The sequence below is a fragment of the Roseateles oligotrophus genome (assembly GCF_014204525.1).
GTDB lineage: Bacteria > Pseudomonadota > Gammaproteobacteria > Burkholderiales > Burkholderiaceae_C > Paucibacter_A > Paucibacter_A oligotrophus_A.
Genome location: NZ_JACHLP010000001.1, coordinates 984,302 through 1,005,230, shown reverse-complemented (window position 1 = coordinate 1,005,230; position 20,929 = coordinate 984,302). Strand labels below are relative to the sequence as shown.

Genomic DNA, 20,929 nt, shown 5'->3' with positions numbered 1-20,929 from the left:
CCGAGTCTTTGTATGAGCAAGAAATTCGCATTCGTTTTCCCGGGCCAAGGCTCGCAAGCCGTGGGCATGCTGGATGCCTGGGGTGATCATCCCGAGGTGCTGCGCACCTTGGCCGAAGCCTCGGAAGCTCTGGGCGAGGATATGGCTGCCCTGATCAAGACGGGCCCCAAGGAAGAGCTGGACCTGACCACCAACACCCAGCCGGTGATGCTGACGGCCGGCATTGCCTGCTACCGTGCCTGGGTCGCCGAGACCGGCCTCGTGCCCGCCGCCGCAGCCGGCCATTCGCTGGGCGAGTACACGGCCCTGGTGGCCGCCGGTGCCCTGAGCCTGGCTCAGGCCCTGCCCCTGGTGCGCTTCCGCGCCCAGGCCATGCAGGAGGCCGTGCCCGTGGGTGTGGGCGCCATGGCGGCCATCCTCGGCCTGGAGGCCCAGGCCGTGCGCGAGGGCTGTGTCGCCGCAGCAGCGGCCACGGGCGAGGCGGTCGAAGCGGTCAATTTCAACGACCCCAAGCAAACCGTCATCGCCGGCAGCAAAGCCGGCGTGGACAAGGCCTGCGAGCTGCTGAAGGCTGCGGGTGCCAAGCGCGCCCTGTTGCTGCCCGTGTCGGCCCCCTTCCATTCCAGCCTGATGAAGCCCGCCGCCGAGCGCCTGCAAGAGCGCCTGGCCGCCACCGAGTTTGCGCCGCTGCAATTCCCCGTTATCAACAATATCGATGTGGCTTCGGTCAGCGATGCCGCCGCTCTGCGCGATGCCTTGTACCGCCAGGCTTTCGGCCCGGTGCGCTGGGTGGAAGTGGTGCAGGCCTTGAAGGCGCAAGGCCTGAATCCCATCATCGAATGCGGTCCCGGCAAGGTGCTGGCCGGCATGGCCAAGCGCATCGATGGCGAGATCGTCAGTGCGACTATTTTTGACCCTGCCAGCCTGGCCGAAGCGCGCGCCCTGCTGGCTTGAGTGTGGAGCAAATCATGACTGAACAATTCAAAGGCCAGGTCGCCCTGGTCACCGGCGCTAGCCGAGGCATTGGCCGGGCCATCGCCCTGGGCCTGGCCGAGCAAGGCTTGATCGTCGTCGGCACGGCCACGACCGAAGCCGGCGCCGCCGCCATCGGCGAAGCCCTGGCGCCTTTTGGCGGTCGCGGCATCGCGCTCAACGTCAACGATGCTGCCGCTGTGGATGCGGCCGTGGAGGCCATCGTCAAGGCCAATGGCGGCCTGCAGGTGCTGGTCAACAACGCCGGCATCACCCGCGACAATCTGTCCATGCGCATGAAGGACGAGGACTGGGACGCGGTGATTGACACCAATCTCAAGGCCGTCTTCCGCATGAGCCGCGCCGTTATGCGCACCATGATGAAACAGCGTTATGGCCGTATCATCAATATCACCTCGGTGGTGGGTGCCTCCGGCAACCCCGGCCAGGCCAATTACGCCGCCGCCAAGGCCGGCGTGGCGGGCATGACGCGCTCGCTGGCGCGCGAGCTGGGCAGCCGCGGCATCACCGTCAACTGCGTGGCCCCCGGTTTCATCGCCACCGACATGACCGAAGTGCTGCCCGAGGCGCAGAAAACCGCCTTGCTGGCGCAGATCCCGCTGGGACGCCTGGGCGAGGCGCGGGAAATTGCCGATGCCGTCGCCTTCCTGGCTTCGCCCAAGGCCGCCTACATTACGGGCAGTGAGCTGCACGTCAACGGCGGCATGTTTATGAATTGATTTGAGGTGCTGGCATCCCGCCGGCACCCACCGGATTTGCCCGGCCGGTGAAGGCCCTCCAGTGTGATTTGCCTCTCTTCCTAGAGTCGCCACCCTAGAGGCCTTAGAATCCCGGGCTGTTCCTAGCAAACCCCTCCCGGAGGAGTCCATGAGCGATATCGAAGCACGTGTCAAGAAAATCATCGCCGAGCAACTCGGCGTCCCTGAGTCCGATGTGACCAACGAAAAGGCCTTTGTGGCCGATCTGGGCGCCGACTCGCTCGACACCGTGGAATTGGTGATGGCACTCGAAGACGAGTTCGGCATCGAAATCCCCGATGAAGAAGCCGAGAAGATCACCAGCGTTCAGCTGGCGATTGACTACGCCGTCAAGCACCAGAAGGCCTGAGCTGCAAAGCTCCGGCATTTCGACTAACTGATCCCCGCACCGCATGAGCCGTCGTCGCGTCGTCGTCACTGGTCTTGGTCTGATCAGCCCCGTGGGTAACACGGTGGCTGAGGGCTGGGCCAATATCCTGGCCGGTCAGTCCGGCATTGACCGCATCAGCCGATTTGATGCTTCCGCTTTCTCCTGCCAGTTCGCTGGTGAGGTGAAGGGCTTCGATGTTGCCGACTACATGTCCAGCAAAGAAGCGCGGACGATGGATCGTTTCATCCATTACGGATTGGCGGCCTCCATTCAAGCGGTGCAGGACGCCGGTCTGCCGACCGGTGATCAGTTGAGCGAAGAACAAGCCGAGCGCATCGGCGTGCTGGTGGGTTCGGGCATTGGCGGCTTGCCGCTGATCGAAGAAACCCAGGCCGAGTACGTGGCGCGCGGTCCGCGCCGCATCTCGCCCTTCTTCGTGCCGGCCTCGATCATCAATATGATCTCGGGCCATGTCTCGATCAAGTACGGATTCCAAGGTCCGAACCTGGCCATCGTGACGGCCTGCACCACCGGCTTGCATGCCATCGGTGAGGCAGGGCGGCTGATCGAATACGGCGATGCCGATGTGATGATTGCCGGCGGCGCGGAATCGACCGTGTCGCCCTTGGGTATCGGAGGCTTTGCCTCGGCGCGGGCCCTGTCCACGCGCAACGAGGATCCCAAGACCGCATCCCGCCCCTGGGACAAAGACCGCGACGGTTTTGTCTTGGGCGAGGGCGGCGGTGTGCTGGTGCTCGAAGAGTACGAGCACGCCAAAAAGCGTGGTGCCAAGATTTATGCCGAGCTCGCGGGCTTTGGCATGGGCGCCGATGCCTTCCACATGACCGCGCCCAGCGTGGACGGTCCCAAGCGCTCCATGAAGGCGGCCTTGCGCAATGCCGGACTGAACGCTGATCAAATCAATTACATGAACGCACACGGCACCTCGACGCCGCTGGGCGATCTGAACGAAACCAATGCCATCAAGCTGGCCTTCGGTGAGCACGCCAGGAATCTGGTGATCAGCTCCACCAAGTCCATGACCGGGCATCTGCTCGGTGGGGCGGGCGGCATCGAGTCCGTGTTCACCGTGCTGGCCGTGCACAATCAGGTGGCGCCGCCCACCATCAATATCTTCAACCAGGATCCCGAGTGCGACCTGGACTACTGCGCCAACGAGGCGCGGCCCATGAAGATCGAGTACGCCGCCAAGAACAACTTCGGCTTCGGCGGCACCAACGGGACGCTGATCTTCAAGAAGATCTGAGGCCTTATGGACCGGGCCAGCGTCGCGCAAGCAAGAAGCTACGCTGTCCCTGCGATGTTTGAACAGGCCTGCGGGCCTGTTTTGCATTGGGCTGCGCGGTCTGGTTTTTCGTGAGCCCGCGTCGCGCCCCGGCTTTCCGCATCGATGTGTGGCCACAGCCACGCCTGCAGCTCTTCATTGCTGCGTTGAGCTGCCTGGCCGCGGTGGCGGCCTGTGCCGCCTTGATCGCGCATTTCAATCGGGCCTGGCCCAGTCTCGCGCTGACGCCCCTGGCGGGCTGGTGGGCCTGGCGCTGCGCCTCCTTCGCGCCTCGACGCCTGCAATGGGATGGCGAGAGCTGGCGCTACGCCGACAGCCTGCTTGCCCCGGTGCTCACCCGGGTCCGGGTCCAGGTCGTGATGGATCTGGGGGACTGGATGCTGCTGCGTTTGCAACCAGCCGAGGCGGGGCTATGGCGGACTTCGATCTATCTGCCCCTCGCGCGTGTGGCGCTCGGCGCGCATTGGACGGCGCTGCGCGCCACGCTTTATTCGGCCAAGGTCAGCGAGCCGCCAGGCCCATGACTTTCGCAAGCTCTGCAGGGCCATGCCAATATAGTTTGCACGCTTGTTGCCATGCGTAAATTAAGCTTGAATCCCTGGGTCTTGGCCCCAAAATCCCGAGCACTGGGCGCCGTGCCGCGGCCCCATTCCCTGAACCCTTTGTGAGCACTTGAATCGACCATGCCTTCAACGTCCGTCACTTCCCGGCCTTCATCCGCAACTCTTGCCGTCACCCGCAAACCGGGCTTCACCCGCATTCTGATATCGGCCGCGGTGCTGTCCCTGAGCTTGAGCTTGGCGCCCACGGTGGCCGCGGCCCAGGCGCGGGATCTGCCGGATTTCACCGAGCTGGTGGAAAAGGTCGGCCCGGCCGTCGTCAATATCCGCACCTCCGAGCGCGCCAAGACCGCTGCCAACGGTGCGCCCGAGATGGACGAGCAGATGCAGGAGTTTCTGCGCCGCTTCGGCATTCCCTTGCCGGGTCAGCGTCGCGGTGCTCCGCGGGGCGGTGAGGACGAGGCGCCGCAGCGCCGCGGCATAGGCTCCGGCTTTGTGCTGAGCGCCGACGGCTATGTGATGACCAATGCCCATGTGGTGAATGGCGCGGACGAAGTCTTCGTCACCCTGACCGACAAGCGCGAGTTCAAGGCCAAGATCATCGGCACCGATGTGCGCACCGATGTGGCCGTGCTGAAGATCGAAGCCGGCGGCCTGCCTGCGGTGAAGATCGGCGATGTGGGCCGGCTCAAGGTGGGTGAGTGGGTGATGGCCATAGGCTCGCCCTTCGGCTTCGACAACAGCGTCACCGCCGGCATCGTCAGCGCCAAGGCGCGCGACACTGGCGACTTCCTGCCCTTCATCCAGACCGATGTGGCCATCAACCCCGGCAACTCCGGCGGCCCGTTGCTGAATATGCGCGGCGAGGTGGTGGGCATCAACTCGCAGATCTACAGCCAGTCCGGCGGCTTTATGGGCATCTCGTTTGCGATCCCCATCGACGAGGCCATCCGTGTCTCCGACCAGTTGCGTAGCAGTGGCAAGGTGGTGCGCGGCTTCATCGGCGTGGCGCCCGATGATTTGAGCAAGGAGGTGGCCGAGTCCATCGGCCTGGGCAAGCCCACCGGTGCGGTGATACGCAGCGTCACGGCGGGCGGCGCGGCCGACAAGGCCGGCATCGAGGGCGGCGACGTGATCACCAAGTTCGACGGCAAGACCATCGAGAAGGCCAGCGATCTGCGTCGTGTTGTGGCCGGACTCAAACCCGGTGCCAAGAGCAGCGTGCAGGTCTATCGCCGCGGCGCCTACAAAGACCTCAGCATCACCATCGCCGAGATGCCCAGCGACAAGCAGGCGCGCGCCGGCAGCGAACCCGATGCCAAGGCAGCGCCCAGTTCGACGGCGGCCCTGGGTCTGCAGATCTCCGAGATCCCGGAGGCGCAGAAGAAGGAGTTGAAGCTGCGCGCCGGCGTGCGTGTGGACGGCGCCAGCGGTGTGGCCGCGCGAGCTGGTTTGCGCGAGGGCGATCTGATCCTGTCGGTGGACAATGTCGAGGTCAGCAGCGTCAAGCAGTTCCAGGCCCAACTGGCCAAGCTGGAAAAAGCCAAGGTCATCAATCTGGTGGTACGCCGCGACGATGTGGTCAGCTTTGTGCTGCTGCGGCCTGTGCATTAAAACGGAGTGCACTGGCGGGTCTTTCCTCATCATGAAAAATTGCCCCCGCAGTTTTTCATCCAGAAGGGCTCGCCAATCGCCCAGAATTGCCGTTTGCAGGCGCTAACTTAGTCCTGTCGGCCTGGATTCTTGAGCCGGTCGGCTAGAATCCGGCAGCGAATTGCACTCTTTGCATGGCTGACGCGCTGCAAACGGGCTCAAAGCTCAGGAGGCTGCTAGGGGCCTCGGCTTTTCCACAAGATATCCCAGATGCCATGTGGATAAGCTGTTGATAAGTTTGATGTTGGCGGGCCGCAACGACCTTGAAAGCCGGGGTGGGGCGGTTTCCAGAACAGGGCTTTTCGCTACAATGGAAGCCCAACAAGCAGTTGCCATACGTTTTGTTGGAAGGCGCGTCACCGTTTCGACGTGCCTTTTTTTTGTTTACGGCATGGCCTCTCAAGGCCATCACATCGCCGCGCGATTGAGAGCCTCCAACGCAAGGGCTTGCGCCCTTGTAAATCCGCTCCGCGCCGCAGAAGACAGCATGAATCACATCCGTAATTTCTCCATCATCGCCCACATCGACCACGGCAAGAGCACGCTGGCAGATCGCATCATTCAACGCTGTGGCGGTCTGTCGGACCGTGAGATGGAGGCGCAGGTGCTGGACTCGATGGACATCGAGCGCGAGCGGGGCATCACCATCAAGGCCCAGACCGCGGCCCTGCAGTACAAGGCCAAAGACGGCAAGACCTATAACCTCAACCTGATCGACACGCCCGGCCATGTGGACTTCTCCTACGAAGTCAGCCGCTCGCTGTCGGCCTGCGAGGGCGCGCTGCTGGTGGTGGATGCCAGCCAGGGCGTGGAGGCGCAGACCGTCGCTAACTGCTATACCGCACTGGATCTGGGTGTGGAGGTGGTGCCGGTCTTGAACAAGATGGACCTGCCCAGCGCCGACCCCGACAACGCCAAGGCCGAGATCGAGGACGTGATAGGCATCGACGCTACCGACGCCATTCCCTGCAGCGCCAAGACCGGCATGGGCATCGACGAGATCATCGAAGCCGTGATCGCCCGCATGCCCCCGCCCAAGGGTGTGGTCGAGGCCCCTTTGCGCGCCATGATCATCGACAGCTGGTACGACGCCTATGTGGGCGTGGTGATGCTGGTGCGGGTGGTGGATGGCACGCTGAAAAAAGGCGAGCGCATCCGCATGATGGCCACGGGCGCCGTCTACCCGGCCGAGCACCTGGGCGTGTTCTCGCCCAAGTCCGAGAAGCGTGAGCAGCTGAACGCCGGCGAGGTGGGCTTTGTCATCGCCGGCATCAAGGAGCTGCAGGCCGCCAAGGTCGGCGACACCATCACGCTGGAGAAAAAGCTGCCCAACAACCTGGGCCCGGCCGAGACGGCCTTGCCCGGTTTCAAGGAAATCCAGCCCCAGGTCTTTGCCGGCCTCTACCCGACCGAGGCCAGCGAGTACGACCAATTGCGCGACGCGCTGGAGAAGTTGAAGCTCAACGATTCCTCGCTGCGCTACGAGCCCGAGGTTTCGCAGGCCCTGGGTTTCGGCTTCCGCTGCGGCTTCCTGGGTCTCTTGCACATGGAGATCGTGCAGGAGCGTTTGGAGCGCGAGTTCGATCAGGACCTGATCACCACCGCGCCCAGCGTGGTCTACGAGGTGTTGTTGAACGACGGCACGGTGATCGAGGTCGAGAACCCCTCCAAGATGCCCGAGCTGGGCCAGATGCAGGAGATCCGCGAGCCCATCGTGACCGTGCATCTCTATATGCCGCAAGACTATGTCGGCCCGGTCATGACCCTGGCCAACCAGAAGCGCGGCAACCAGATCAATATGGCCTACCACGGCCGCCAGGTCATGCTGACCTACGAGATGCCGCTGGCCGAGATCGTGCTGGACTTCTTCGACAAGCTCAAGAGCGTCTCGCGCGGCTATGCCTCCATGGACTACGAGTTCAAGGAGTACCGCGCCTCCGACGTGGTGAAGGTGGACATCCTGATCAACGGCGACCGGGTCGATGCCTTGTCGCTGATCGTGCATCGCCAGCAAAGCCAGTTCCGCGGCCGCGGCGTGGCCGCCAAGATGCGCGAGCACATCCCGCGCCAGATGTATGACGTGGTGATCCAGGCCGCCATCGGCTCCAACATCATCGCCCGCGAGAACATCAAGGCCTTGCGTAAAAACGTGCTGGCAAAATGCTACGGCGGCGACATCACCCGCAAGCGCAAGCTGCTGGAAAAGCAGAAGGCCGGCAAGAAGCGCATGAAGCAGGTGGGCTCCGTCGAGGTGCCGCAGGAAGCATTCCTGGCCATTCTGCAAGTTGACGATTAAACGAAAAGAGAAACCTGACTCGATGAGTGCTCTGACCGGAATTCTTTACGCCGTCCTCGCGGCCTACCTGGGCGGCTGGTATACCGGCTACTGGAGCGGCAATTTCTCGCTGCTGCTCTTCATCCTGACCCTGGTCACGCTGGCCTTCTGGCTGGCCGAGCGTTTCCACTTCGCCCCCGCCCGCGCCAAGGCCGCCGCCGAGCTGCTGGAAAACGATGCCAAGCGCCGCCAGACCCTGGCCGCCCAGGGCATTGCCCGGGTTGACGGCGATGTGGAAGGCGCGCGCCAGCAAATCCTGCAACAGCCCTGGTGGATGGATTGGACGGCCGGCCTGTTCCCCGTCATCCTGATCGTCTTCCTGCTGCGCTCCTTCTTGTTCGAGCCCTTCAAGATCCCCTCCGGCTCTATGGTGCCCACGCTCTTGGTGGGTGATCTGATCCTGGTGAACAAATTCCACTACGGCGTGCGCCTGCCGGTGATCAACAAAAAGATCATCGCTAACAACGAGGTCAAGCGTGGCGATGTGATGGTGTTCCGCTTCCCCGAGGACACCAGCGTGGACTTCATCAAGCGCGTGGCCGCCATCCCCGGCGATGAGGTCAGCTATCTGAACCAGAAGCTCTATGTCAATGGCAAGCCCACCGAGGTCCAGCCCCAAGGCGACTTCTACGACGAGAGCTCCATGTCCTACCGCCCGCGCTTCCTGGAGAAGCTGGGCGAGAAGGAGCATCAGATGCTGGTGGATCCCACGCGCCACCCCATCTTCCATCCCGATCGCAAGGACGGCCCCTTCCCCTTCCAGGAGAATTGCAAGTACAGCCCCGAGGGCGTGACGTGCAAGGTGCCGGCCGGCTACTACTACATGCTGGGCGACAACCGCGACAACTCGCGCGACTCCCGCTACTGGGGCTTTGTGCCGGACGAGAACATCGTTGGCAAGGCCTTCTTTGTTTGGATGAATTTCGGTAATCTCAAGCGCGTCGGTGGCTTTAACTGAGTCGCTTTTGCAAGCCTTGTTCAGCTTCCTCGCAGCCCCGTTTTCAAAACACAGGAATCCCGTCATGCCTCAGAACGGTCCCGCAGTGACACGCAGCCAGCGCAGCACCGTATCCCGCCTCCCTCGGGCAGGGCAGCGTGGCATCAGCTTGTTCGGCCTGCTGTTCTGGGCGGTGCTGCTGGCCTTTGTCGGCGTGGTGGGTGCACGCGTCTTCCCCACGGTGCTGGAGTACTACACCATCCAGCGCGTCATCAACCGCATCGCGAGCGAGAGCCCGGCCACCGTGCCCGCCGTGCGCGCCGATTTCGAGCGGGCCCGCCAGATCGAATACTCCATCGTCAGCATTACCGCGTCCGATCTCGAAATCGGCAAGCAAAATGACAAGGTCAAGATCAGCTTTGCCTACGACAAGCAGATCCCCTTGATGGGCCCGGCCTATCTGCTGATCAAGTACGAGGGCAGCTCGCGTTAAGTCCTGTCCCGACTCTCCGCTTTCCTGTTTTGCCATTGTTCAAGCCTTCATGAATCCGCAGCTCGCCTCTCTTCAGCAACGCCTGGGTTACCGCTTCAGCCAGCCTGAGCTGCTGACCCGCGCGCTGACGCATCGCAGCTTTGGCGCGGATCACAACGAGCGCCTGGAGTTCCTCGGCGACGCGGTGCTGAGCCTGGCCGTGTCCAGCCTGCTGTACGAGCGTTTTGCCGGTTCGGACGAGGGCGATCTGACTCGCATCCGTGCCCATATGGTGCGTGAGGACAGCCTGCATCGCCTGGCGCTGGCGCTGGAGCTGCCCCAGGTGCTGCGCCTCTCCGAGGGCGAGGCCAAGGGCGGCGGCGCGCAGCGCGCCTCCATCCTGGCCGATGCGGTCGAGGCCTTGATCGGAGCCACCTTTGTCGATGGCGGCTACGCCCCCGCGCTGGAGCTGGTGCGCAAGCTCTTGTCCGATGTGATCGCCCAGGCCGCCCAAGCCGGTGGCGGCGAGAACTGGGGCAAGGACGCCAAGACCGCCTTGCAGGAATGGCTGCAGGCCCGCCGCCTGGCCGTGCCCAGCTACACCATCACCGAAACCCGTGGCCAGGCCCATGCCCAGACCTTTGAGGTCGAGTGCGCCGTGCCATCCCTGAGTCTGAGCCGAAAAGGCGAGGGGCGTTCGCGCCGCGTCGCCGAACAGGATGCGGCGCGCCGCATGCTGGATGAGTTGATTTCCCGCGACAAGCCAGGCTCCGGCCTGCGCGACTAATGAGCAGCCTCAGCGCTGTCCCACCATGACTGAAACTAATTTGCCGTCCTCCAGCGAGGGCGCAGGCGCCCCCCAGCGCTGCGGCCTGATCGCCATCGTGGGCCGCCCCAATGTGGGCAAGTCCACCCTGCTCAATGCCCTGGTGGGGCAGAAGGTCAGCATCACCTCGGACAAGGCCCAGACCACCCGCCACCGCATCACCGGCGTGCGCACGGTCGATGAAGCCCAGTTCGTCTTCGTCGACACCCCCGGCTTCCAGATGAAGCATAACGCGGCGCTCAACCGCAATCTGAACCGCACCGTGCACAGCGTGCTGGGCGATGTGGACCTGGTGCTCTATGTGCTGGAGGCCGGCCGCTTCGGGCTGGACGATGCCAAGGTGCTGTCCCTGCTGCCGGAGGACAAGCCGGTGGTGATGATCGCCAACAAGCTCGATGCGGTGAACCGCCGCGCCGAGCTGGCGCCCTGGCTCAAAAGCATGCAGGAGCGGCGCAACTTCGCCGAGTTCGTGCCGCTCTCGGCCAAGAAAGAGGCCGATGTGGCGCGGCTGTTCAAGATCCTCAAGCCCTATCTGCCCGAGCAGGGCTGGTTTTACGAGGAAGACGCGCTGACCGACCGTTCGGAAAAATTCCTGGCCAGCGAAATCATCCGCGAGAAGCTGTTCCGCCTGACCGGCGACGAGCTGCCCTACACCTCCACCGTCATCATCGACAAATGGGAGGACGAGGGCGAGCTGCGCCGCATCTCCGCCTCCATCGTGGTGGAGAAAGACGCCCACAAGGGCATGATCATCGGCCAGGGCGGCGAGCGCCTGAAGCGCATCGGTTCCGAGGCGCGCCAGGAGCTGGAGCACCTGATGGATGGCCGTGTGTTCCTGGAGTTATGGGTCAAGGTGCGCTCCGGCTGGGCCGATACCGAAGAGCATCTGCGCAGCTACGGCTACGAGTAAGACTCGCCTTCGATGGCCCGCGTTGCGCGCCCGCCTGCGGTCCAGCAGGCGTTTGTTCTGCACCAGTACGACTGGAGCGAAACCAGCCTGGTGCTGGACCTGTTCACCCGCGAGCAGGGCCGCATCGCCGTGGTCGCCAAGGGCGCCAAGCGGCCCTATTCGCAGCTGCGCGCCGTGCTGCTGCCGTTTCAGCGCATCCAGGTCACGCTGTCCAAGCCGGGCAAGACGGCCGAGGGCGACGTGGCCGAGGTTGTCACCCTGCGCGGGGCCGAATGGGCCGGAGGCATGACGCTGCCGGCCGGCGCCGCGCTGTTCTCGGCTTATTACCTCAACGAGCTGCTGCTCAAGCTGCTGGCCCGGCAAGACCCTCATCCCCAGCTCTTCGAGGCCTACGCCGACACCCTGCCCGAACTGCACGCCCAGGAAGATGCGCAATCGCAGGCGGCCTTGCGCGCTTTTGAGCTGCGCCTGCTGCTGGAGATCGGCTTGCTGCCCGATCTGAGCCTGTCCACCCTCACCCAGGCGCCGCTGGACCCGGGCCGGACCTATATGCTCAGCGCCGAGGTCGGCGTGCTGCCCCATGCCGGCGAGGCCGCGGCCTTCAGCGGCGCCAGCCTGATCCAGCTGCAAGCCGCCTTGCTGCACGGCAGCAGCGCCGCCCTGCAATACGCTTGCGCGGCCTGCTTGGCCCCGCTGCGCCAAAGCCTGCGCGGCCTGCTTCACTATCATCTGGGCCACAAGCCCTTGCGCACCCGCCAGGTGATGGTGGAGGTGCAGAAACTCATCGAATGACAGACAAGTTGCAGAGAAAGCCAGCCATGAACCCCTTGGTCGCCCCCGAGTCCAGCTCCCACCATGCCGCCGGCGGCCGCTGCGCCCTGTCGGTCAATGTCAACAAGGTGGCCTTGTTGCGCAATACCCGCCATCTGGGCATCCCCAGCGTCTTGCGCGCGGCCGAGGCCTGTTTGCTGGCCGGGGCGCAGGGCATCACCGTGCACCCGCGGCCGGACGCCCGCCACATCCGCAGCCAGGACGTGCACGAGCTGGCCGAGATGCTGCGCCGCGACTGGCCCCAGGTGGAATACAACATCGAGGGCAACCCGACCCAGAACCTGATGGACTTTGTGCGCGAGCTGCGTCCCCATCAGGTGACCTTTGTGCCGGACAGCGAGGACCAGTTCACCTCCGACCATGGCTGGCAGTTCCCCGCTGATTTGCAACGTTTGGCCCCCCTGGTGGCCGAGGCCAAGGCGCTAGGTGTGCGCGTCAGCCTCTTCATGGACCCCGTGCCCGAGGCCATGGCTTTTGTGGCCCAGCTGGGAGCCGACCGGGTGGAGCTGTATACCGAGACCTATGCCAGCGCCTTCGGCAGCGAGCGCGAGGCCGCCGTGCTGGCCGGCTTCACCCGCACGGCCGAGGCGGCCCTGGCCGTGGGCCTGGGCGTCAACGCCGGCCATGATTTGAACCGTGACAACCTCACCGCCTTTTTGCGCGCCGTGCCCGGCGTGCAAGAAGTCTCCATCGGCCACGCCCTGATCGCCGACGCCTTGGAGCTGGGCTATGCCGAGACGGTGCGCGAGTACCAGCGCTGCATTCAGCGCGCCTACGTGAGGGCTGAATCCGCATGACGGCAGAACTCTTGATGCGCCGTGCCAAGCCCGAAGATGCCCAGCGCATCGCCGCCCTGGCGCGCTGGGTTTGGTTGGACCGCTATGTGATTGACGATGGCGTCAACGCCGATGTGGCCGACTATCTGAGGCAGGAGTTTGATGAGCAGCTTCTGCGTCAAGCCATGGACCTGGGGCGCAGCTGGGTGATCGAGCGCGGGTCAACCCTGTTGGCCTGGGCACAGCTGGACGAGACCGCACTTTGCCCGGTCGAGCTCGGCGCGCCCTCGGTTGAATTGAAGCGACTCTACGTCTCGCCCCGCAGCCAGGGCCAGGGTTTGGGCGCTCGCTTGTTGCGCCAGTGCCGGCAGGAGTGGCCCGAGCAAGCGCTGTGGCTGAGCTCCTGGGTTGGCAATGTCGATGCACTGCGCTTTTACCGTCGCGAAGGCGCTGCCTACTGGGGCGAAACCTGGTTCGAGCTGGGCGGTGAGCGCCATCGCAACGAAGTGCTGGGCTGGCCGGCGCTGGAGCAAGCCTAATCAACGGCTCTTTCATAAATGGAGATGTCATGACGAATCGTGTCATCAAGGTTCAAGGGACCGAAGTCAGCATCGCCAGCCGTCACGAGCAGGACTACATCTCGCTGACCGATATGGTGAAGAACTTTGACGGTGGCAGCGCCCTGATCGAGCAATGGCTCAAGAACAAGGACACCGTGCTGTTCCTGGGCGTGTGGGAACAACTCAACAACCCCGGCTTCAATTCCCTCGAATTCGAGGGAATTAAAAATGATGCTGGGCGCAATAGCTTCTTCCTGTCAGCGAAGAAGTGGATAGCGGCCACTGCTGCCATCGGTCTGCATGCCAAGGCTGGACGGTATGGCGGAACCTATGCCCACAAGGACATCGCTTTCGAGTTCGGCTCCTGGCTCAGCCCGGAATTCAAGCTCTACCTCATCAAGGAATTTCAGCGCCTCAAGGATGAAGAGGCCCGCGCCACCTCCTTGGCCTGGAGCTTTCAACGCACCTTGGCCAAGGTCAATTACAGGATTCACACCGACGCCATCAAGGAGCGTCTGATCCCGCCGCTTCTCACGCCGGCGCAGACCGTTATCGTTTATGCCAGTGAAGCCGATTTGCTCAACGTCGCCTTGTTCGGCATCACGGCAGCCCAGTGGCGGCAGGTCAACGCAAACCAGAGTGGCAATATGCGCGATGCGGCGACGCTGGAGCAATTGGTGGTGCTGTCCAATCTTGAAAGCATCAATGCGGTGTTGATTCATCAAGGGCTGGCTGCCGCTGAACGCTTGGTGCAGTTGAACGCCATCGCCATCACGCAGATGCGTTCGCTGGTGGGCGTGGTTTCCCTCAAGCAGTTGGGGCATTCCGGCCCGTCAAAACAATCATGATCTACGGCATCGGCACCGATATCTGCGACATCCGCCGCATTCGCGAAACCCTGGCGCGGCGCGGTGAGCGCTTTGCCGAGAAGGTGTTGGGCCCGCACGAGCTGGCGGTGTTCCGCGAGCGCAGCGCGCGCGTGCCCGCGCGCGGCATCAGCTATCTGGCCACCCGTTTCTCCGCCAAAGAGGCCTTCTCCAAAGCCATCGGGATGGGCATGCGCATGCCCATGAGCTGGCGCGACTGCGAGATCGTCAAGGCCGCCAGCGGCAAGCCCGAGATTCGTCTGCATGGCGAGTTAGCGATTTGGTTTGAAGCCAAGGGCCTGAAAGCGCATGTCAGCGTGACGGACGAGACCGAATACGCCGCCGCCTTTGTGGTGGTGGAAAGCAAGGATTGATGAAAAAAATGCAAGACACGCCCCATGCCCCCGTCGTACTGGACGTCGCCGGCCTCGCCCTGAGCGAAGCCGAGGCCCAGCGCCTGAACCACCCCCTGGTGGGCGGCCTGATCCTGTTTGCGCGCAATTTCGAGAGCCGTGCCCAGCTGGTGGCGCTGACTGCCAGCATCAAGGCCATCAGGCCCGACATCCTGATCGCCGTCGACCACGAGGGCGGCCGGGTGCAGCGCTTCCGCAGCGATGGCTTCACCCATTTGCCTGCCATGCGCTCGCTCGGTGAGTTATGGATGCAGGACGCCATGCGCGCTACCGAGGCGGCCACCGCCAGCGGCTTTGTGCTGGCCGCCGAGCTGCGCGCCTGCGGGGTGGACTTCAGCTTCACGCCGGTGCTCGATCTGGACCATGGCCTCAGCGCCGTCATCGGCGAGCGCGCCTTCCACGGCGACCCGCGCGTCGTCAGCGTGCTGGCCAAGAGCCTGATGCAAGGCCTGCTGCTGGCCGGCATGAGCAGCTGCGGCAAACATTTCCCGGGCCACGGCTTTGTGGCGGCCGACAGCCATGTGGACGTGCCGGTGGACCGGCGCAGCCTCAAAGCCATTCTGGCGGCGGATGCCAAGCCCTTCGAGTGGCTGAGCCTCAGCCTCTCGGCCGTGATGCCCGCCCATGTGATCTACCCCAAGGTGGACCGCCGCCCGGCCGGCTTCAGCCGCCGCTGGTTGCAGCAGGTGCTGCGCGACAAGCTGGGCTTTGGCGGCGCCATCTTCAGCGACGACCTGGGCATGGCCGGTGCCCGCGTGCTGGAAGGCCGGGCCATCGGCTATACCGAGGCGGCCCTGGCCGCGCTGGAGGCCGGCTGCGATCTGGTGCTGCTGTGCAATCAGTCGGCGGTGAACGGCGGTGAGGCCATCGACGAGCTGCTGGCCGGCCTGAGCCAGGCCCAGGCCGAGGGCCGCTGGACGCCCGAGCCCGATAGCGAGTCCCGCCGCCTGGATCTGCTGCCCCAGACCGTGCCCCTGACCTGGGATGAGCTGATGCGCAACCCGCGCTATCTGGCCGCCGTCGAGCGCCTGGCCTGAAGCCGCAGACGGGATTCGGCCTCTCAGCGGAAATCCCGGCTCTCCGTCCCCAGCCGCCCCAGCATCGGCGTCAGGTCTTCAAAGCGCTGCGCCAGCAGATGGCGTACCTGGTTCTCGAACTGCCACTTGCCATGCACGGCCAGGAGTCGTGCATGGCGTAGCAGCGTGCGGTTGGCGGTGTAGACATCGGACCAGACGATCACCTGCACGCTGCCGGTTTCGTCTTCCAGGCTGATGAAGAGCGTGCCCTTGGCCGTCTGCGGGCGCTGGCGCACGGTGATGATGCCGCAGGCATGGGCCGGGCGGCCGCTGCGCCAGTTCTGCAACTGCTCGGCCGTCAGCAGGCCGCGGCGGGCCAGCTGCGGGCGCAGCAGCTTGAGCGGGTGGCTGCGCAGGCTCAAGCCCAGCGAGGCGTAGTCCCACAAGACCTCTTCGCCCTCGCGGGCGGCGGGCAGCTGGAGGCTTTCTTCCAGCGGCAGCGAGCCCTGCAGCAGGGCCGGGAGGGTGTGCTGGGCCGAGGCCTGCCAGACCTGCTGGCGGCGGTGGCCGGCCAGGCTCATCAAGGCGTCGGCGGCGGCCAGCTGTTGCATGTCTTGTTGATCCAGCGCCGCACGCAGGGCCAGGTCTTGCGTGTCGCTGAACAAGGCCTGGCTGCGCGCCGCCTCGATGCGCTGAGCCGCTGCTTCAGCCAGGCCGGCCACCAGGCGCAGGCCCAGGCGAACGGCGGGCTGGGCCTGGCCGGGGCAGGGCTCCAGCCGGCTGTCCACGCCGCTCAGATTGACGTCCGCCGCGCGCACCTCGACCCGGTGGCGGCGCGCATCCTGCACCAGCTGGCTGGGGGTGTAAAAGCCCAGCGGCTGCGAGTTCAGCAGGGCGCAGAGAAAGGCCGCCGGCTCATGGCATTTGATCCAGGAGGACACATAGGCCAGCAGGGCAAAGCTGGCCGCATGCGATTCCGGGAAACCGTAGGAGGCAAAGCCCTTGATCTGGCGGAAGATGGCCTCGGCGAAGTCCTCGGTGTAGCCGTTCCTGGCCATGCCGCTGAGGATTTTTTCGTAGAACTTCTGCAGGTCGCCGGGTCGCTTCCAGGCCGCCATGGCGCGGCGCAGCTGGTCGGCCTCGCCGGCGCTGAAATCGGCCGCAATCATCGCCACCTGCATGACTTGCTCCTGGAAGATGGGCACGCCATGGGTGCGGCTGAGCGCGGGTTTCAGCGCGTCTTTGGGGAATGTGATGGTGCCCGGCGGTTTGGCCCGGTTGGTCAGATAGGGGTGGACCATGCCGCCCTGGATGGGCCCGGGCCGCACGATGGCGACCTCCACCACCAGGTCGTAGAAGCAGCGCGGCCGCAGGCGCGGCAGCATGGACATCTGGGCGCGCGACTCGATCTGGAACACGCCGATGGTGTCGGCCTGGCAAATCATGTCGTAGGTGGCGGGGTCGTCCTCGGGCACATCGGCCATGCCGAAGGGCCGGCCGCGCAGCTGCGAGATCAGCGCAAAGCTGCGCCGCAGGGCGCTGAGCATGCCCAGGGCCAGCACGTCCACCTTCATCAGGCCCAGGGCGTCGATATCGTCCTTGTCCCATTGGATGACGGTGCGCTCCGGCATGCTGGCGTTCTCGATCGGCACCAGGCGGGAGAGCGGCCCCTCGGTCAGCACAAAGCCGCCGGGGTGCTGGCTGAGGTGGCGGGGCATGCCCATCAGCTGGCGGGTTAGCAGGAGCAACTGGCGCAGGCTGGGGGCGTCGAGGTCCAGCCCTAGCTCCTGCTGCAACTCCTGCAAACGGTGTTCGGGCAGCACTTCCGCGCTCCAGCCGCTGTGGTCCTTGGCCAGGCTTTCGATCAAGGCCTCGTCGATCTGCAGGGCGCGGCCCACATCGCGCAGGGCGCTGCGCGGCCGGTAGCAGATCAGCACGGCGGTCAGGGCGGCGCGCTCGCGGCCGTATTTGCGGTAGAGGTACTGGATCACTTCCTCGCGGCGCTCGTGCTCGAAGTCCACATCGATATCGGGCGGCTCCTTGCGCTCGCGGCTGATGAAGCGCTCGAACAAGACGCTGCTGCGCGCCGGATCCACCTCGGTGATGCCCAGGCAGAAGCAGACCACGCTATTGGCCGCCGAGCCGCGGCCCTGGCAGAGGATTTCCCGTCCGCGCGCGAAGGCGACGACATCGGCCACGGTGAGGAAGTAATGCTCGTAGCCCAGCTCGTTGATCAGGTCCAGCTCATGCTCGATCAAAGCCCGCCAGCGTGCATCCACGCCCCCCGGCCAGCGCCTGAGCGCCCCCGCCTCGGTCAGCGCCCGCAGATGGCGGGCCGGTGTGCTGCCGGCCGGCACCACCTCGGTGGGGTAGCGGTAGCGGATTTCGTCCAGCGAGAACTCGCAGGCCGCCGCCACCGCCAGGGTCTCGGCGAGCAGCTCGGGCGGGTAGAGCTGGGCCAGGCGCAGGCGGCTGCGCAGATGGCGCTCGGCATTGGGCTGCAGGTCCAGGCCGCACAGGGCGATGGGCCGGTTCAGGCGGGTGGCCGTCATCACATCCTGCAAGGGCTTGCGCGAGCGCACATGCAGGTGCACATCGCCGGCGGCCAGCAGGCGCAGGCCGCTGGCCTGGGCGAGCGTGCGCAGGCCTTGCAGCCAGGCTTCATCGCCCAGCTCGCGCAGCAGCTCCGCGCCCAACCAGATGGGGCCGCTGAAGTGACGCTGCAGCCAAGCGGTGTCCATCAGCAGCTGCGCGTCCGGGCTGCTGCGCAGGGGCAGCAGCAGGGCCAGGCAGTCGCGGCCCAGGCGAGGGGCCTCGATCTGCAGCCGGGCCAGGCTCAGGCGGTAAGTGCCCTTGGGCGCGCTGCGGCGCAGATCGGTGATGAACTGGCAGAGGTCGCCATAACCCTGCAGATGGCGGGCGATCAGCACGAGCTTGAACTGCGGCGCGGCGTCTGCTGCTTCGGCGGCGTCCGCATGCACGGCGAACTCGGCACCGATCAGCAGCTTGAGCCCGCAGGCCTTGGCCGCCACATGGGCGCGCACCACGCCGGCCATCGAGCATTCATCGGTGATGGCCAGGGCGGCATAACTTTGATAATGCGCGCGCTCAACCAGCTCGCCGGGGCTGGAGGCGCCGCGTAAAAAGCTGTAGTGGCTGAGGCAGTGCAGCTCGGCATAGGCCGGCAGGGCCGTGGGTTGTGAGCTCGGGCTCATGCGAAGAAGCCGTGCAGAAACCAGCCCTGCTCGTCCAGGCCACCGGCCGGCAGGCGCTCATGAAAAATCCACAGCGTGCCGGCCGCTTCGCTCAGCGCGATGAAGTAGTCGCGCTGGGCGGGCCGGCCTTCGTTCTGCCACCAGCCGCTCTCGATGCGCTGCGGGCCGGCCAGCAATTGCAGCGGGCCTTGGTAGAGCGGTTGATCTTGCTGCACGTCCAGGCGCAAGGGTTGGGGCAGCAGCCAGCTGGGTTGGGGGCATGCGGGCAGGCGGGCCGGCGGCCGGGAACTCGGCCCCGGCCAGGCCTGCCATTGCTGCATCTGCTCGGGCCGGTGGTCTTCGCGCAACTGGCCGCAGCGCACGTGTTCGGCCCCCAGGCGCAGGGCCAGGCGTTCCAGCAGCTGGGTGATGGATTCCTGTGCTGCGCCGCTGCTTCCCTGCTCGCCGCTGGGGGGCAGCAGCTTGGCGCTGAGCTCGCGCAGGGGCAGGATCTCGTCGGCATGCAGGCTGATCTCGCCCACCGGGGCGGGCAGCTGCAGGCGCAGCAGATGCTCGTTCAGCAGGCGGCCGAGGTGGCGGTAGTCGCGGCTGATCTCGGCCGTCTGCAGCCGCAGCTCGCCATGGCTGGCGATCTCGCGGGCGCGCATGGCGTCGTGTTCCCAGCGCAGCGTCAGGCCCAGCACGCCGGCATGGCGGGCGGCCAGCCAGGCGCAGAGCTGCTGCAGCAGCTGCTGGGCATGGTGCTGCAGGGCCAGGGCGTTATCGCTGCGCTGGGGCAGCTCCAGCCGGGCCTGGAAGCGTGCCGGGATCTCCACCCAGGCATGGGCCTCGGCCAGTTGGCCGTAGGCCCGGTCCAGGGCCAGCAGCAGGCCTTGGCCAAAGCGCCGCGCCAGGGCGGGGCGGGGCAGGCGGCGCAGCTCGCCCAGGCGGCGCAGGCCCAGCCGGGCCAGCATGGCCAGGTGGGGGCGGCAGGCGCTGAGGGCCTGCAGGGGCAGGGCGTCCAGCTGGGCGCCGAAGGCTTGCTCGGCCGGCCATTGCGAGGATTCATCCAGGCCGCTCTGGCAGCGCGCCAGGGCCAGTGCGCCCAGGCTGCTGGGTGCCCAGGCGGCGGCGTGCAGGCTCAGGCCGGCCTGCTCGGCGCGCGGCCGCAGGCTGCGGTGCAGGGCCGCCGCGCCGCCGAACAGGCGCAGGCTGCTCTGCACCTCCAGCAGCACCGCCTCCTCCAGGCAGGCCACCCGCGGCGTGAACTGCAGGGCCCACCAGGCCAGGGCCTGCTGCTGGGCAGCCGCCGTCTCAGTGGGGGGTAAGAGCAGGGCGAGCCAATGCATGGCGAAGCTCGGTGGTTTCGGTGCGGGGGGCGAGGGCGGGTCGCGGCGGCCAGGGCTGGCTCAGCATGCGGGGCGTCAGCAGCTGTTGCAGGCCGGCGGGCAGGGCCTGCAGGCGCATTTCGCCTTCGTGGCAGGGGCCGCGGCGTTTGAGGATGTGCAGATGCAGGCACCAGTCGCGCCCGGGCCGCAGGGCCAGGCGCAGCGGCGCGGCCGAGGACTGGGCTTGCACGTTCAAGGGGCGCAGCAAAAAAACCGGCGCCGACGAGGCCTGGGCATGGCTTTGCAAACGCCGGATCTGCTCGGGCCTGGCCCGGGGCAGCCAGGCCAGCACGGCGGCCGCGGCATTGGCCTTGATGGCCTGCTCGGTGGCCCAGAGCTGCTGCTGGGGGCTGTCGGCCTGGATCCAGACCAGCTGGCGTGCGGGCAGGCCGCTGGCTTGCAAGCCGGGTAGATTGGGTGTTAGCGGCGGGTTGATCAGCAGCAGCGGGCGGTATTGCGCCGGCTCGTCCAGCAGGGTGCGCAAGGCCGGGGCCAGCAAGCGCCATTCCAGATGCACGGCGGTGTGTTGCAGGATCTCGCTCAGGCCATGGGTGGGCCAGCCCTTGCCGGGCAGCTCCGCGTCCAGCGCCGCAAAGCCGCTGCTCACGCAGGGCTTCGCGTTGCTGCTCAGATGGCTGGCGCGCCAGAGCTGGGCGTGCAGGGCCTGCGCGCTCAGGCCCGGCGAGCCGGCCGAGGGCGCGAGCCCTGGCAAGGGCTGCGCGGGGCAGGAGGCGGGGGAGGTGGGCATGGGGAAAGGGGCTTGAC

Annotated in this window: 20 protein-coding genes; 17 read left to right on the top strand and 3 right to left on the bottom strand. The window is 65.6% G+C overall.

Going from position 1 to position 20,929, the window contains the following annotated elements:
* Positions 1-12: 12 nt before the first annotated feature.
* From fabD to nagZ, 17 genes are all read left to right on the top strand, one after another.
* Complete coding sequence (gene fabD / locus HNP55_RS04525; protein ID WP_184296537.1) at positions 13-954, top strand: ACP S-malonyltransferase; 942 nt, start codon at positions 13-15, stop codon at positions 952-954.
* 14 nt (positions 955-968) lie between these two features.
* Positions 969-1,712 (top strand): 3-oxoacyl-ACP reductase FabG, encoded by a 744-nt coding sequence (gene fabG / locus HNP55_RS04520; RefSeq protein WP_184296535.1) that lies wholly within the window; start codon positions 969-971, stop codon positions 1,710-1,712.
* Positions 1,713-1,860: 148 nt separating this feature from the next.
* A complete protein-coding gene (acpP, locus tag HNP55_RS04515; RefSeq protein WP_102767677.1) occupies positions 1,861-2,100 on the top strand; it encodes an acyl carrier protein in 240 nt (79 codons plus the stop codon).
* Positions 2,101-2,143: 43 nt separating this feature from the next.
* Positions 2,144-3,388, top strand: a complete 1,245-nt coding sequence (fabF, locus tag HNP55_RS04510; RefSeq protein WP_184296533.1) for a beta-ketoacyl-ACP synthase II — start codon at positions 2,144-2,146, stop codon at positions 3,386-3,388.
* 110 nt (positions 3,389-3,498) lie between these two features.
* Positions 3,499-3,951, top strand: a complete 453-nt coding sequence (locus HNP55_RS04505) for a hypothetical protein (RefSeq protein WP_184296531.1) — start codon at positions 3,499-3,501, stop codon at positions 3,949-3,951.
* 159 nt (positions 3,952-4,110) lie between these two features.
* Entirely contained in the window at positions 4,111-5,601 is a 1,491-nt protein-coding gene (locus HNP55_RS04500; protein ID WP_184296529.1) for a DegQ family serine endoprotease, read from the top strand.
* Positions 5,602-6,127: 526 nt separating this feature from the next.
* Positions 6,128-7,936, top strand: coding sequence for a translation elongation factor 4 (lepA, locus tag HNP55_RS04495; protein WP_184296526.1), 1,809 nt, complete (start codon positions 6,128-6,130; stop codon positions 7,934-7,936).
* Positions 7,937-7,958: 22 nt separating this feature from the next.
* The gene (lepB, locus tag HNP55_RS04490) at positions 7,959-8,933 is read left to right on the top strand and encodes a signal peptidase I (protein WP_184296524.1); all 975 of its coding nucleotides are present in this window, start codon (positions 7,959-7,961) and stop codon (positions 8,931-8,933) included.
* Positions 8,934-8,997: 64 nt separating this feature from the next.
* Positions 8,998-9,405 (top strand): DUF4845 domain-containing protein, encoded by a 408-nt coding sequence (locus HNP55_RS04485; RefSeq protein ID WP_184296522.1) that lies wholly within the window; start codon positions 8,998-9,000, stop codon positions 9,403-9,405.
* Between the two features lie 49 nt (positions 9,406-9,454).
* On the top strand, positions 9,455-10,171 hold the full coding sequence (gene rnc / locus HNP55_RS04480; protein WP_184296520.1) for a ribonuclease III: 717 nt from the start codon (positions 9,455-9,457) through the stop codon (positions 10,169-10,171).
* A gap of 25 nt (positions 10,172-10,196) precedes the next feature.
* On the top strand, positions 10,197-11,120 hold the full coding sequence (era, locus tag HNP55_RS04475; protein ID WP_184296518.1) for a GTPase Era: 924 nt from the start codon (positions 10,197-10,199) through the stop codon (positions 11,118-11,120).
* A gap of 12 nt (positions 11,121-11,132) precedes the next feature.
* Positions 11,133-11,912 (top strand): DNA repair protein RecO, encoded by a 780-nt coding sequence (recO, locus tag HNP55_RS04470; RefSeq protein WP_184296517.1) that lies wholly within the window; start codon positions 11,133-11,135, stop codon positions 11,910-11,912.
* Between the two features lie 26 nt (positions 11,913-11,938).
* Positions 11,939-12,748, top strand: coding sequence for a pyridoxine 5'-phosphate synthase (locus HNP55_RS04465; RefSeq protein WP_184296516.1), 810 nt, complete (start codon positions 11,939-11,941; stop codon positions 12,746-12,748).
* Positions 12,745-13,266, top strand: a complete 522-nt coding sequence (locus HNP55_RS04460; protein ID WP_184296514.1) for a GNAT family N-acetyltransferase — start codon at positions 12,745-12,747, stop codon at positions 13,264-13,266. The genes HNP55_RS04465 and HNP55_RS04460 overlap by 4 nt, the downstream gene beginning before the upstream one ends.
* 29 nt (positions 13,267-13,295) lie before the next feature.
* On the top strand, positions 13,296-14,135 hold the full coding sequence (locus HNP55_RS04455; protein ID WP_184296512.1) for a KilA-N domain-containing protein: 840 nt from the start codon (positions 13,296-13,298) through the stop codon (positions 14,133-14,135).
* Entirely contained in the window at positions 14,132-14,527 is a 396-nt protein-coding gene (acpS, locus tag HNP55_RS04450) for a holo-ACP synthase (protein WP_184296510.1), read from the top strand. The genes HNP55_RS04455 and acpS overlap by 4 nt, the downstream gene beginning before the upstream one ends.
* An 8-nt stretch (positions 14,528-14,535) precedes the next feature.
* Positions 14,536-15,603, top strand: a complete 1,068-nt coding sequence (gene nagZ, locus HNP55_RS04445) for a beta-N-acetylhexosaminidase (RefSeq protein WP_184296728.1) — start codon at positions 14,536-14,538, stop codon at positions 15,601-15,603.
* A gap of 23 nt (positions 15,604-15,626) precedes the next feature.
* On the opposite strand, the gene HNP55_RS04440 is transcribed toward nagZ, so the two are convergent.
* The 3 genes from HNP55_RS04440 to imuA are packed head-to-tail and all read right to left on the bottom strand — an operon-like array spanning position 15,627 to position 20,912.
* Positions 15,627-18,797, bottom strand: coding sequence for an error-prone DNA polymerase (locus HNP55_RS04440; RefSeq protein ID WP_184296508.1), 3,171 nt, complete (start codon positions 18,795-18,797; stop codon positions 15,627-15,629).
* A complete protein-coding gene (locus tag HNP55_RS04435; RefSeq protein WP_184296506.1) occupies positions 18,794-20,125 on the bottom strand; it encodes a DNA polymerase Y family protein in 1,332 nt (443 codons plus the stop codon). Before HNP55_RS04435 ends, HNP55_RS04440 begins: the two co-directional genes overlap by 4 nt.
* Entirely contained in the window at positions 20,091-20,912 is an 822-nt protein-coding gene (gene imuA / locus HNP55_RS04430; RefSeq protein WP_184296505.1) for a translesion DNA synthesis-associated protein ImuA, read from the bottom strand. The genes HNP55_RS04435 and imuA overlap by 35 nt, the downstream gene beginning before the upstream one ends.
* Positions 20,913-20,929: the final 17 nt, after the last annotated feature.

What these genes read in the sequence shown, in the direction of transcription:
- fabD (WP_184296537.1), top strand. Translation starts at nt 13, where the DNA reads ATGAGCAAGAAATTCGCATTCGTTTTCCCGGGCCAAGGCTCGCAAGCC.
- fabG (WP_184296535.1), top strand. Translation starts at nt 969, where the DNA reads ATGACTGAACAATTCAAAGGCCAGGTCGCCCTGGTCACCGGCGCTAGC.
- acpP (WP_102767677.1), top strand. Translation starts at nt 1,861, where the DNA reads ATGAGCGATATCGAAGCACGTGTCAAGAAAATCATCGCCGAGCAACTC.
- fabF (WP_184296533.1), top strand. Translation starts at nt 2,144, where the DNA reads ATGAGCCGTCGTCGCGTCGTCGTCACTGGTCTTGGTCTGATCAGCCCC.
- HNP55_RS04500 (WP_184296529.1), top strand. Translation starts at nt 4,111, where the DNA reads ATGCCTTCAACGTCCGTCACTTCCCGGCCTTCATCCGCAACTCTTGCC.
- lepA (WP_184296526.1), top strand. Translation starts at nt 6,128, where the DNA reads ATGAATCACATCCGTAATTTCTCCATCATCGCCCACATCGACCACGGC.
- lepB (WP_184296524.1), top strand. Translation starts at nt 7,959, where the DNA reads ATGAGTGCTCTGACCGGAATTCTTTACGCCGTCCTCGCGGCCTACCTG.
- HNP55_RS04485 (WP_184296522.1), top strand. Translation starts at nt 8,998, where the DNA reads ATGCCTCAGAACGGTCCCGCAGTGACACGCAGCCAGCGCAGCACCGTA.
- rnc (WP_184296520.1), top strand. Translation starts at nt 9,455, where the DNA reads ATGAATCCGCAGCTCGCCTCTCTTCAGCAACGCCTGGGTTACCGCTTC.
- era (WP_184296518.1), top strand. Translation starts at nt 10,197, where the DNA reads ATGACTGAAACTAATTTGCCGTCCTCCAGCGAGGGCGCAGGCGCCCCC.
- recO (WP_184296517.1), top strand. Translation starts at nt 11,133, where the DNA reads ATGGCCCGCGTTGCGCGCCCGCCTGCGGTCCAGCAGGCGTTTGTTCTG.
- HNP55_RS04465 (WP_184296516.1), top strand. Translation starts at nt 11,939, where the DNA reads ATGAACCCCTTGGTCGCCCCCGAGTCCAGCTCCCACCATGCCGCCGGC.
- HNP55_RS04460 (WP_184296514.1), top strand. Translation starts at nt 12,745, where the DNA reads ATGACGGCAGAACTCTTGATGCGCCGTGCCAAGCCCGAAGATGCCCAG.
- HNP55_RS04455 (WP_184296512.1), top strand. Translation starts at nt 13,296, where the DNA reads ATGACGAATCGTGTCATCAAGGTTCAAGGGACCGAAGTCAGCATCGCC.
- acpS (WP_184296510.1), top strand. Translation starts at nt 14,132, where the DNA reads ATGATCTACGGCATCGGCACCGATATCTGCGACATCCGCCGCATTCGC.
- nagZ (WP_184296728.1), top strand. Translation starts at nt 14,536, where the DNA reads ATGCAAGACACGCCCCATGCCCCCGTCGTACTGGACGTCGCCGGCCTC.
- HNP55_RS04440 (WP_184296508.1), bottom strand. Translation starts at nt 18,797, where the DNA reads ATGAGCCCGAGCTCACAACCCACGGCCCTGCCGGCCTATGCCGAGCTG.
- HNP55_RS04435 (WP_184296506.1), bottom strand. Translation starts at nt 20,125, where the DNA reads ATGCATTGGCTCGCCCTGCTCTTACCCCCCACTGAGACGGCGGCTGCC.
- imuA (WP_184296505.1), bottom strand. Translation starts at nt 20,912, where the DNA reads ATGCCCACCTCCCCCGCCTCCTGCCCCGCGCAGCCCTTGCCAGGGCTC.